At 44.0% G+C, this 11,865-nt stretch carries 9 protein-coding genes; 4 read left to right on the forward strand and 5 right to left on the reverse strand.

From position 1 onward, the window contains the following. Window positions 1-140 precede the first annotated feature (140 nt). Complete coding sequence (locus AAG747_RS02845) at window positions 141-1,538, forward strand: 3' terminal RNA ribose 2'-O-methyltransferase Hen1 (RefSeq protein ID WP_346819611.1); 1,398 nt, start codon at window positions 141-143, stop codon at window positions 1,536-1,538. A 73-nt stretch (window positions 1,539-1,611) separates the two neighbouring features. Then, complete coding sequence (locus AAG747_RS02850; protein WP_346819612.1) at window positions 1,612-4,161, forward strand: polynucleotide kinase-phosphatase; 2,550 nt, start codon at window positions 1,612-1,614, stop codon at window positions 4,159-4,161. A 266-nt stretch (window positions 4,162-4,427) separates the two neighbouring features. Here AAG747_RS02850 and pyrF read toward each other — a convergent pair whose 3' ends face one another. The 4 genes from pyrF to AAG747_RS02870 form a co-directional block, all read right to left on the reverse strand. Then, entirely contained in the window at window positions 4,428-5,246 is an 819-nt protein-coding gene (gene pyrF, locus AAG747_RS02855) for an orotidine-5'-phosphate decarboxylase (protein ID WP_346819613.1), read from the reverse strand. Between the two features lie 126 nt (window positions 5,247-5,372). Then, on the reverse strand, window positions 5,373-5,708 hold the full coding sequence (locus tag AAG747_RS02860) for an MGMT family protein (protein ID WP_346819740.1): 336 nt from the start codon (window positions 5,706-5,708) through the stop codon (window positions 5,373-5,375). A 46-nt stretch (window positions 5,709-5,754) separates the two neighbouring features. After that, window positions 5,755-6,447: an outer membrane beta-barrel protein gene (locus AAG747_RS02865; RefSeq protein WP_346819614.1), complete on the reverse strand. Its 693-nt coding sequence runs from the start codon at window positions 6,445-6,447 to the stop codon at window positions 5,755-5,757. A gap of 137 nt (window positions 6,448-6,584) precedes the next feature. Further along, entirely contained in the window at window positions 6,585-7,409 is an 825-nt protein-coding gene (locus AAG747_RS02870) for a 3-keto-disaccharide hydrolase (protein WP_346819615.1), read from the reverse strand. Window positions 7,410-7,679: 270 nt separating this feature from the next. Between AAG747_RS02870 and aroA the strand changes: the two genes are divergently transcribed. Further along, the gene (aroA, locus tag AAG747_RS02875; protein ID WP_346819616.1) at window positions 7,680-8,903 is read left to right on the forward strand and encodes a 3-phosphoshikimate 1-carboxyvinyltransferase; all 1,224 of its coding nucleotides are present in this window, start codon (window positions 7,680-7,682) and stop codon (window positions 8,901-8,903) included. A gap of 173 nt (window positions 8,904-9,076) precedes the next feature. Here the strand turns inward: aroA and AAG747_RS02880 are convergent, their stop codons facing one another. Then, the gene (locus AAG747_RS02880) at window positions 9,077-10,180 is read right to left on the reverse strand and encodes a prolipoprotein diacylglyceryl transferase (protein ID WP_346819617.1); all 1,104 of its coding nucleotides are present in this window, start codon (window positions 10,178-10,180) and stop codon (window positions 9,077-9,079) included. Window positions 10,181-10,548: 368 nt separating this feature from the next. Here AAG747_RS02880 and AAG747_RS02885 point away from each other — a divergent pair, with 368 nt between their 5' ends. Then, window positions 10,549-11,844 carry a dihydroorotase gene (locus tag AAG747_RS02885; protein ID WP_346819618.1) on the forward strand — a complete coding sequence of 432 codons (1,296 nt, stop codon included), beginning with the start codon at window positions 10,549-10,551 and terminating at the stop codon, window positions 11,842-11,844. Window positions 11,845-11,865: the final 21 nt, after the last annotated feature.

Below are 11,865 nucleotides of genomic sequence, written 5' to 3' on the forward strand. Positions count from 1 at the left end.
CTATCTCAAAGATAGCTTTCTCTGCGCAGCCTACAAACTAAGAAAATAGTTATTGTGAAAAGCTTAAAAGAAAAATCGACTGCGCAGAAAGATTGCATAGGCATCTTCTAATTTTGAGGTATTCATAATAAAAGAAATTTATGTTATTATCCATTAGTACTACCCATCAACCGGCTACGGATCTTGGATATTTACTGCACAAGCATCCTGATAAAGTCCAAGAATTTAAGGTGACCGCAGGGCAGGCACATGTGTTTTACCCCGAAGCGACAGAAGAGAAATGTACGGCAGTGATGTTGTTGGACATAGATCCGGTGGATTTAGTGAGAACATTAAAAGTGCCGGGTAGCAGTTTTATGTTGCAGCATTACGTCAATGACCGGCCTTATGTGGCTTCTTCTTTTATGAGTTCGGCTATTGCCAAAGTTTACTCCAGTGCGTTGGGGGGGAAGTGCAATGACAAACCGGCATTGCCCGGTCAAGCCCTTCCTTTGGAAGCTAGGATTGCCGTGGTAAAAGTGAAAGGAGGGGAAGCCTTCTTGCGAAAAGTATTTGAACCGTTGGGGTATGAGTTGGAAGTCGAACAACATATGTTGGACAAACATTTTGACAGCTGGGGAAACAGTCCGTATTTTACCATCAAACTAAAAAATACACTGCCTCTGAAAGCATTGCTTTCCCATCTGTATGTTTTGTTGCCAGTGTTTGATTTGGAAAAACATTATTGGGTATCAGAACACGACATTGAAGTGCTGTTGCACAAAGGGGACACCTGGCTCAATGAGCATCCTGAAAAAGAAATGATTACCCGTAGGTATTTGAAAAATATAGGAGGCTTGACCCGGAGAGCATTACAACGCTTGGTAGAAGAAAATGAGATAGAGGAAGAAGTGGAAAAAGTGAAGGATCAAGCGGTTGTGGAGAAAAAGGAGTCTTTGCACCAACTGCGCTTGATGGCTGCGCTAAGCCAACTGAAAGCATCGGGAGCGAAAAAAGTGTTGGATTTGGGTTGTGGTAATGGAAAGTTGTTAAAACTCTTGCTTAAAGAAAGCCAGTTTGAGAAAATTCTGGGAATGGATGTATCTTTTAGAGAACTGCAAAAAGCCAAAGAAAAACTATGGTTAGACGCTGCTTCGCCAAAACTCCAGGAACGGATTCAACTGATCCAAGGCTCCTTGACATATCGTGACAAACGCTTGGAAAATTTTGAGGCTGCGGCCTTGGTAGAAGTGATCGAGCATGTGGATGAAGAAAGACTTCCGGCTCTGGAAAGAGTAGTTTTTGAATTTGCCGGACCAAAAACCGTAGTACTTACGACTCCGAATGCCGAATACAACCAAAAGTATGAATTCCTCTCACCGGAGGCTTTCCGGCATAGCGATCACCGGTTTGAATGGACGCGTAAGCAATTTCAGGAATGGACAACACATATATGCGAATCCTTCCGGTACCAAGTAGAAATACATCCCATAGGTGAAGAAGATGAAAGCGTTGGGGCTTCCTCTCAAATGGCCGTGTTTAAGAAAATAGAAGAATAATGGATCGCTTGGGGAAGTAATGTCTGTTGACGACAGGCACAAATACATTCAAAAGACTTTAATCTGAAAATTCATGAATATTCAACTACCTGAGCTGTCCTTGGTCATATTAGTAGGGGCCAGCAGCTCCGGAAAATCTACGTTCGCCAAAAAGCATTTTTTGCCTACGGAAATTATCTCATCCGATTATTGCCGGGCTTTGGTTTCGGATGACGAAAACAGTATGGAGGCAACCAAAGATGCTTTTGAGCTTTTACACTATATGGTAGGTAAGAGGCTAAAACGGGGAAAGCTTACCGTCATTGATGCCACCAACATACAGGCGGATGCCCGAAAGCCTTTGTTGGTGCTTGCCAAACAATACCATTGTATCCCGGTGGTGATTGCACTGAATTTACCCATTAGACTATTAAAAGACCGGCATGCTTTGCGCAATGACCGGGACTTTGCCGAGTATGTATTGGTCAATCATCAGAAAAGTTTAAAACGCTCACTTAAATCCTTCAAGCGGGAAGGAATCCGGAAGGCCTATGTGTTGAATTCGCCCGAAGAGATAGAAGAAACGACTATTGTACGGGAGCCTCTTTGGAATAATAAAAAACACGAACCGGGACCCTTCGATATCATAGGAGATATTCACGGTTGTTTTGAGGAATTGGTAACATTGCTTGAAAAGCTGGGTTATCGCATAGAGAAAAACGATAAAAACTACCAGGTGCAAGCCCCGGAGGGCCGGAAGGCTATTTTTCTGGGAGATCTGGTTGACCGGGGACCAAACTCTCCGGAAGTGTTGCGTTTGGTAATGAGTATGGTCAAAAGTGGGCTTGCTTTATGTGTGCCCGGGAACCATGATGTAAAATTACTGCGCAAACTGAATGGTAAAAATGTAAACCTCAATCACGGTTTGGCTGAAACCATGGAACAACTGGCGAGTGAACCGGAGGCGTTTATTCAGGAAATACGCGAATTTATTCATGCTTTGGTGAGTCACTATGTGTTGGATAGTGGGAACTTAGTGGTTGCCCATGCCGGCCTGAGGGAAGAGCTACAAGGAAGGGGTTCCGGGGCTGTCCGTTCTTTTTGTATGTATGGCGAAACGACCGGGGAAATCGATGAGTTTGGCTTACCTGTCCGGTACAATTGGGCAAGAGAATACAAAGGCAAAGCCATGGTGGTATATGGACATACACCTGTGCCGGAAGCGGAATGGTTGAACAATACCATCGACATTGATACGGGCTGTGTGTTCGGTGGGGAATTGACAGCTTTGCGTTATCCCGAAAAAGAATTGGTAAGTGTAGAAGCGCAAAAAATATATTGTGAGCCTGTAAAACCGCTACAAACACCCGAACTCTCGGCCACTGCCCAACAAGCTTATGACGATGTGTTGGACATCGAAGACGTCAGTGGTAAACGGATTGTCTATACCCGTTTGGGAAAATCAATTACGTTAAAAGAAGAAAACTCCATAGCTGCCTTGGAGGTAATGTCGCGTTTTGGGGTTCATCCCAAATGGATGATTTATTTACCGCCTACCATGTCGCCGACCGAAACCAGCGTTTTGCCGGATCTTTTGGAACATCCTTCGGAAGGCTTTCAATATTATGTAAAGCAAGGTGTTCAAAAAGTGATTTGTGAAGAAAAACATATGGGCTCCAGGGCGGTGGTGATTGTTTGCAAAGAAAAAGAAGTGGCTCAGAGGCGGTTTGGGTTGAAACATGCCTCTTGGGGTGTCTGTTATACGCGAACCGGCAGAAGCTTTTTTAACGACAACACCTTGGAAATGCAATTTCTGGAACGGGTTCATCAAGCCTTGAGTGCAACTGGGTTTTGGGAAGAACAGGAAACGGATTGGGTTTGCTTGGACTGTGAATTAATGCCTTGGTCCGCCAAAGCCAAAGACTTGATTTTAAAACAATATGCTGCCGTAGGGGCCTCCGGGACATATGCCTTACAAGAAAGCATCACATTGTTAGAACAGGCGCAGAACAGAGGCCTTGAAGTGGATGAATTGGCCCGCTCATTTGAAAATAAATACGAAACCATCGATTTGTATACCCAAGCGTATCGAAGGTATTGTCATGAGGTGAAAGGCCTGGAAGGGTTAAAGTTGGCTCCTTTTCATATTTTAGCCACCGAAGGAAAAGTACATACGGACAAAGATCATGAATGGCATATGCAAACTATTGCCCGCTTTTGTAAAGGAGATGAGCAACTGCTCATGGCGACCCCTTATAAAGTGGTGGATTTGCATCAGGAAACCTCTGTACAAGAAGCCACACAATGGTGGGAAGACTTGACCCGTAAGGGAGGAGAGGGGATGGTGATCAAACCGTATCAGTTTGTGGCAACTACTGAGAGAGGCTTAGTACAACCGGCGGTGAAATGCCGGGGAAAAGAGTATTTGCGGATTATTTATGGTCCGGGATATTCGGAGCCTCAGCAAATGAAACGTTTGAAACACCGGAATTTATCCCGGAAACGTTCATTGGCCCTGCGGGAATTTTCTCTTGGAGTAGAAGCCTTGGAAAGGTTTGTGAAAAAAGAGCCTTTGAGAAAAACCCATGAATGTGTGTTTGGCGTGTTGGCATTGGAAAGCGAGGAAGTAGATCCGCGCTTGTAAAAAAAGCAAGTCCGTAAATGGATGCTTACGGACTTGTTCTTTTAATTCGTATTTATAAACCTTTTACCGGTTTTTTAATGGAGAAGTGAATTAAACTTTTTCTTTTTCCTAAAAAATGTTTCAAAAACGCCTCCTCTGTGTTACTTTTTTCAACAATAGCTTTGGCTATTCTCTTCAAAAAGTGCCTTGATGAGCCGATTTTGATTCTATTTTCGGTCAAAAACTATAAGTTTAAATCACTTCGGAGTATCAAAACTCTCAAAACCCTACAATATTTCGCCAAGATAAACGGCCATTTCCTGTTGTAAGGTTTGGGCGGCTTTTCCGGCAGCCTCTGCAAAATCCTCTTTGGCGGAAGCATAGATGATGCCTCTGGACGAATTCACCAATAAGCCACAATCTTTATTCATTCCGTATTTAGACACCTCTTCCAAACTTCCTCCTTGAGCTCCTACTCCCGGAACCAGCAGAAAGTGATCGGGGGCAATGGCCCGGATTTCTTGCAGTTTTTGAGCTTGTGTAGCACCTACCACATACATTAGTTGTTCGGTACTGCCCCAAGACTGGCTTGTGGTAATGACCCGTTCAAACAGGGCTGTTCCTTCCGAGTCCACGCGTAAATGCTGAAAATCACTACTTCCTTTGTTCGAAGTAAGAGCTAACAAGATGACCCACTTGTTTTCAAATTCCAGAAAGGGCGTGACGGAATCTTCTCCCATGTAAGGCGCTACCGTGATGGAATCAAAATCCATTTGTTCGAAAAAGGCCTGTGCATACATTTTGGACGTATTGCCGATGTCGCCACGTTTGGCATCGGCAATGGTGAAAATTTCCTTGGGAATATATTCCAAGGTTTTTTGCAAACTATCCCATCCCCGCGGTCCCATGGCTTCATAAAAGGCAATATTGGGTTTGTAAGCGACACAGTATTCTGCAGTGGCATCGATGATTTGCTTGTTAAAGGCAAATACCGGATCTTCCTCTTTCAGCAAATGAGTGGGAATCTTTGTCAAATCGGTATCCAAACCCACACATAGGTAAGATTGCTTTTTCTTAATCTGCTCAACTAAAGCTTGTTTATTCATAGGTGTAAGAAGTTTAATCAGAGGAGACAGGAAGAAGGAGACAGAACAAATGGTTGACTGCTTCTTATGCCATTCACGCTCCTTTGTTAAAATGCGTACAAAATTTTAATACTTGTTTATTTCTGTTTATAGCAATTCTGTAGAAGGGTCCCAGTAATGGGTTTTGAAATCCACGATTTTATCTTCCTTCACTTTAATCCCTTCTTTTTTCAAGAGCTCTTCCATTCTTGTAGGGGTTTCAAAATGGTGTTTTCCCGAAAGTAATCCTTTACTGTTGACTACCCGGTGGGCAGGTACATCTTTTTGCCCATGGGCTGCATTCATTGCCCAGCCTACCATGCGTGCCCCCGATTTTAGTCCTAGGTACTTGGCAATTGCCCCATAAGAAGTCACCCTGCCTTCCGGAATCAGGCGGGTTACCTCATACACATCTTGAAAAAAGTTTTGATCGTATTTGGTCATACCGGTACTTACTTTCCAAGCTTTCACAGGCCGGAAATTGTTGAAACTACCGGGAGAGAGCTCTTTCGTTTTTAGATTCTAAGTACAAAGGTATAAGAAATGAAAGTCGAACCGATAAAATATTATCCTTATCCGATGAATTCCCCCATTGAGAGATATTGTCGAGGTAGTCGTTGAAGGGGTTGAGCAAGCTGAATTGTAAACTAGCGCCATAATTATTGTCCAAATGGTAAGCTATGCCCAGGGACGTGGGAAAGAAGGCGGTGTTTAAAGAATATGTCTCATTTGCATCCCGGGTATCCGTTTGGTCCACCAAGGCATGGCCTTCAGCATCTTTGGGGGCAAAATGTAGTAAACCCAAACCTTGGCTCAGATAGACCCTGACATGTTCTTTTTTTAACAAATGCAGCATCACATCCATATTGGCTCCCCAAAAGTTGGTTTTCACAAATGTATTTACTTGGGCATTTTTGGAGGAAGGTTTGAAATGAAGGTCTTGCCCAATGGTATGCCCGAAGCGCAGGCCTAGGCGAAAGTTTATTTTTTTACTGCGGTTAAATTGCAAGGCAGCGTGAAAAGCCGAAGCCCACTTTTCATATCCTTTGCTCAATTCTCCTTTATAAGCATTCGGACCGACACCTAATTCAATCAGTACATTTCTGGTTTTTTCTTGGGCATTGGCGGTATGGGTACACACTATCCAAAACAGAAACAAAGCATAGAAAACGGATCGGTTCATAACAGGATTATTTCAACATAGGTGGATTTAGTCATTTGGCGCAGGCCAGCCTTGCGCAAACGCAAGGCCGGTAAAGATAAAAAAAGAAGGAGACAAATCTTTTTGCTTTGTCTCCTTCCCTTTGGTAGTATTTGGTTTTATTGTACCAGTTTCTTCAATACTTTATCCAGCTTTTTCGGCTTGTTCATATACGGCTCCAGGTTGAATAACTCTACTTTTCGGAATTCTACCGGATGGCTTTCACTTTGTAAAGAAATGTATCCTTCGCTTAGCAACTTGCCGTCTGTTTTTTCGACCGCGTTATGTTGACTTACATTTCCTCCGCCAATTTGAGGCTTTTCGTATTCCAATACCACTTCCCCTTCCATGATGTGTTGCACCAGCGAATCGCCTAACACCAACACTTCCAATCTTACCCATTGGTCACCATGGTAGGTTTTGGAGGTAGAGTTGACACAGTGTGCCTGAAACAGCTTATCATCCATTACCACATTGGTTCCAGGGGTACACAAGTTGGCGGTGGTTCGTTCGCTTTGTCCGTCTCCACCTAAAAATTGTACTTCAATCGAAATGGGGAAATCCTGGTCTTTGCCCATGGTTTCAGGTGCCTGGCAATGCAACATGGCTCCACTGTTGCGATAGGCCCATCCGGGACCTTCTTTCACCTGCTCTCCGGTAAAACGGTACTCAACGGCCAAGAGATAGGCCGAAAATTTTTCTTTGTAAAAGATGTGCCCGTATTTACTATCGAACTTCTCATACCCGTCATAGGAAACTTTCATTACCCCGTCTTCTACCCGGAATGTATTTTTATAATTATCATTAAGTTCATGTCCGGTAATTTTCACCTTCCAGTCATTCAGGTCTTTTCCATTAAAAAGTTGAATCCAGTCTTTTTTAGAAGTTTGTGCCATGGAAGCCAAGGAGGCCAGAAGTAAACAAGCAGTCAGAATTTTTTTCATTTTTCGTTGAATTTTAGATTGAACTGTTCTACTGTAAAGTAAATGAATATTCTTCAGTTATACCTAATACAGTCATGGTTATCCTTAACAAAATAGGAATTGAAAGGACGGTGTGTTTGAAGTGCGAAAGGAGTGTTTACCGTTTACAAGATGTTTTTATGATGAAAAAACTCGAAAACCATTACTCAAGAACCGATTGACCGGTCCGGGTTTTTCTTTTCCGTTAGGCAGGTGTATTTTAGCAGAAAATAAGACGAAAATAAAGGAACAATGACGCAAGACAGCATTCGACTCACTCACTCTTCCGGGAAGATCCGTGCGGAAATTCCTCTTAGCTCATCCAAAAGTGAAAGCAACCGGGCTCTGATCATTCAGGCTTTGGCAGGCTCCGGTATAGAACTGGACAACCTGGCGGAAGCCCGGGATACACAAACGATGATCCGCTTGCTTAAGTCCGAAGACAACGTGCTGGATGTACTGGATGCAGGGACAACCATGCGCTTTTTGACGGCTTATTGCACTGCTACCAACCGCGAAACCATCTTGACCGGAACACCGCGTATGTGTGACCGGCCTATTAAAATATTGGTAGATGCCCTATGCGAATTAGGGGCGGAAATTTCTTATCAGGAAAAAGAGGGGTATCCTCCTTTGCACATCAAGGGTTTCCAACAAAGTACCGATCAGGTATCGGTGAGGGGAGATGTAAGTAGTCAATATATTTCGGCTTTGTTGATGGTGGCACCTACCTTACCGTTGGGTTTGACCTTGACTTTAACCGGAACGGTGAGTTCTCGCCCCTATATCGAAATGACTTTGCAATTGATGAGTCATTTTGGAATTACATACGGTTGGGAGGAAAATATCATTACGATACCCAAGCAAACCTATCAGGCAAACCAATACACCATTGAGTCGGACTGGTCGGGTGCAAGCTATTGGTATAGCATAGCCGCATTGGCTGAGGAAGCCGAAATCAAAATCTTGCGTTTAAAGGAAAATTCCTTACAAGGAGACAGTGCATTGGTGGAATTAATGCGGGCTTTGGGTATTCAATCGGAATTTGATGAAACGGGTGTTACGTTGAAAAAGATAGCAGCGGCCAAAGAGTTTGAATACGATTTCAGCCATTGTCCGGACCTGGCGCAGACCATAGCCGTAGTTTGCGCGGCCAAAGGCATTAAAGCGCGGTTGACCGGCTTGCACAGTTTGAGAATAAAGGAAACAGACCGGATCGCAGCTTTGCAACAGGAATTGCGGAAATTTGGCGTAGAGCTGGAAGTCATTGGCGATGAAGAAATCCGGGTGCCGGGAAACAAAGCCCAAGTGAACGGGCAAATGGTTGCGACTTATGACGATCATCGCATGGGGATGGCTTTTGCTCCCTTGGCTTTGTTGGGTGAAGTAGTGATTGAGGATCCGGCTGTCGTGAATAAATCGTACCCAAGCTTCTGGAAACACCTGGAACTCGCAGGCTTTGTACAGAATTCATAAGAACAACATACCGCCATTCGTGAAAATAACAATTCGGAAAGGTTGATTGATGAGCGGTCAAATTTTGACCTTATATCGTATAAAAAACATCCCCCTGGCTTTACGAAGACAGGGGGATGTTTGTGTAAAACGATTTATATTATTTATAGAAATAGCTCACTAATTTTTTAACCTCAGGAGGCAATTTCTTTATCCTTTTTATTTTGTTTTTGCAAAAGTACTACCATCAATACGGCCCCGGTCAATACCAGAGGGATACTTAACCATTGCCCCATATTGAGCGGAATATCATCTTCAAATGCTACCTGATTTTCTTTAAGGAACTCGATAAAGAACCGGAATCCAAATAGAATGACCAGGAATAAGGAGAAAATAAACCCTTCGGGCAGTTTATGTCTTGCTTTTTGCCAGATCAAGAATAGTACGGCAAATGTCAACAAGTAAAAGATTGCTTCAAAAAGTTGCGTAGGGTAGCGGACGACTCCTTGTGTATGAATGGTTGCGATGTATTGTCCCTTTTCCTGGTCCAGTGAATAATCCAGTGGCTGGTCGGCAGCTTGCCGGATATGTTGTTTGACATACGATTGACTCAGGATATTGACCTGGATATAATTGAGGATCTTTTTGACGGCAGCTTCATCCAGTCCTTGTTTTTTAAACTCCACCCGCAAATCTACAGGAGATAAGTGGTTGCCGGCACTGGCATGAGTACCTTGAGAGGCTTCCACATCATCGATATAATCCTCCAGGCTCTCCACGGCTTCTTCGGCACTGCGCGCAAAAACAAAGCCTAAGCTGCTATCCGTGGGTTTTCCGATGATTTCGGAGTTCATCAAATTTCCCGTGCGAATCAGACAACCCGTCAATGCCACCACAATCACGATACGGTCCAATACCCATAGGTACGATTGGTTGGTATGCCTACGGGAGTAAATATACAGGGCCAATAGAATACCGACAGCTCCACCGTGACTGGCCAAGCCTGAAAATCCACCGTCCCAGAAGTTGATCACATCGATGGGATTGTTCAGGAAGATTTCCGGTTCATAGAAGAATACATGTCCAAACCGGGCACCCAATATGGTGGCAACTACCATATAAATGGTCATGGTTTCTACATCTTTTTCCGGCCGGCCGTCTTTGCGGAAAAAGTAAAACATGATCTGTTGACTGATCAAAAAGCCTACGGCAAAAAACAGTCCGTACCAACGGGGTATACTCCAACTTGGAATGACTTCCGGTATAGGGTCCCAGACGATAAAGCTTAGAAGGTCCATGAAATAGGTGATTTTATTGTTAGATTAGGTATCCTGACCTCTGCAAGGCAAACTGAGTAAGTTGTAGACTGTGGTCAGCGGCTCTTTCCAAGGCAGTATTTCCATCAAGTGCAATAATAACCTATTTGCTAAGCTTCGCAATGAAATTGAGGAGCTTATTCTGATTTGGCAGAAGAGAAATGTAGTGATTTGTAAAATGAAATCCCTTGGAAATCCCCAAAATGAACAGGGATATTGGGAAGAAGGGGTGGTTTAACTGTTCGATTTTTTGGTGAAGACAAAAAGATGCTACAACTTTGCGAAGTTATTCCCATCACTGGAATGGCTGGTAAACGAACAATGTACTCAACGTATAAAGAAGCTACCGCATGAGTGTTATTCTTCTTAAAAATATCAAACTGGTCGATCCACAAGCTGATCTTCATCATCAAAGAGTAAATGTAATCATTCGCAACGGCCGTATCGAAGCCTTGGGAAAAGATGTGACTTCGGAAGAAGGCACGGAAGTCGATGGGAGTGAGCTTTCAGTGTCGTATGGCTGGATGGATATGCAGGCTGTATTGCGTGAGCCTGGCCTCGAGCATAAAGATACTTTCGAAACCTTGGCCGCCTCTGCCTGTTTTGGAGGGTTTACCGATTTGGCGGTGTTGCCCAATACAACTCCGGTCATCCAATACAAAGACGATGTCCATTATGTAAAATCACGGGGTGAGAAACTGCCTGTGACGCTTCATCCGCTTGCCGCAGTGACGAAAGATACGGAAGGCTTGGAAATCACGGAAATTATTGATTTGCACCATGCCGGTGCCATAGCCTTTTCGGACGGCTTGCACCCTATGTGGCATACCGGGGCACTGACCAAAGCTTTGCTGTATTTGCAACGAATAGACGGGCTGTTGATCAACTATCCGGATGAACCCGAACTTACGGAAAACCGCGGAATGCATGAAGGCGTGGCAAGCACCATGTTGGGCTTGAGAGGAATGCCTGCCATTGCTGAGGAAATGGCGATTCAACGCGACTTGAATTTACTGCGTTATACCGGGGGGAAAATGCATTTCTCGACCATCTCAACAGCCCGTTCCGTAGCGCTTATCCGGCAAGCAAAACAAGAAGGTTTGCAAGTTACCTGTGATATTGCCGCTCATCAAATTGCTTTTACCGATCAGGATTTGATGATGTTTGACACGAACTTGAAGGTGAAACCTCCGTTTCGCCCGGAGCAGGATATAGAGGCTTTATGGAAGGGAATTGAAGACGATACGATTGATTGTATTGTTACTGCCCATACGGCACATGATCCCGAATGCAAGGAACTGGAGTTTGACTATGCGGACTTTGGAATCTTAGGCTTGGAAACAGCCTTTGCGGTATTGAACACTCAAAAGCCCGAAACCATTACGCTGGATAAGCTGATTCAAAAACTGACTACGGGGCCAAGAAAGGTATTGGGCTTGGGCGATGCGAGAATCAAAGTAGGAGAAGCCGCTTGTCTGACCTTGTTCCATGAAACAGCTGCCTGGACCTTTGAAAAAGAGCATATCCAATCCCTTTCTAAAAACACGCCGTTTGTTGGAAAAGAGTTGACCGGAAGAGCTGTGGGGATCATCAACAAAGGCACTTTGGAATTGAACAAAGAAGTGAGAGAGAAATATTTGACGTAATAAAATAGAAAGCCCGAAAGG

Origin of the sequence: Rapidithrix thailandica (genome assembly GCF_039710355.1) — a bacterium.
GTDB classification, from domain to species: Bacteria; Bacteroidota; Bacteroidia; order Cytophagales; family Flammeovirgaceae; genus Rapidithrix; species Rapidithrix thailandica.

Excerpts from the sequence above, each read along its gene's own strand:
- AAG747_RS02845 (WP_346819611.1), top strand. The coding sequence starts at position 141 with ATGTTATTATCCATTAGTACTACCCATCAACCGGCTACGGATCTTGGA.
- AAG747_RS02850 (WP_346819612.1), top strand. The coding sequence starts at position 1,612 with ATGAATATTCAACTACCTGAGCTGTCCTTGGTCATATTAGTAGGGGCC.
- pyrF (WP_346819613.1), bottom strand. The coding sequence starts at position 5,246 with ATGAATAAACAAGCTTTAGTTGAGCAGATTAAGAAAAAGCAATCTTAC.
- AAG747_RS02860 (WP_346819740.1), bottom strand. The coding sequence starts at position 5,708 with ATGACCAAATACGATCAAAACTTTTTTCAAGATGTGTATGAGGTAACC.
- AAG747_RS02865 (WP_346819614.1), bottom strand. The coding sequence starts at position 6,447 with ATGAACCGATCCGTTTTCTATGCTTTGTTTCTGTTTTGGATAGTGTGT.
- AAG747_RS02870 (WP_346819615.1), bottom strand. The coding sequence starts at position 7,409 with ATGAAAAAAATTCTGACTGCTTGTTTACTTCTGGCCTCCTTGGCTTCC.
- aroA (WP_346819616.1), top strand. The coding sequence starts at position 7,680 with ATGACGCAAGACAGCATTCGACTCACTCACTCTTCCGGGAAGATCCGT.
- AAG747_RS02880 (WP_346819617.1), bottom strand. The coding sequence starts at position 10,180 with ATGGACCTTCTAAGCTTTATCGTCTGGGACCCTATACCGGAAGTCATT.
- AAG747_RS02885 (WP_346819618.1), top strand. The coding sequence starts at position 10,549 with ATGAGTGTTATTCTTCTTAAAAATATCAAACTGGTCGATCCACAAGCT.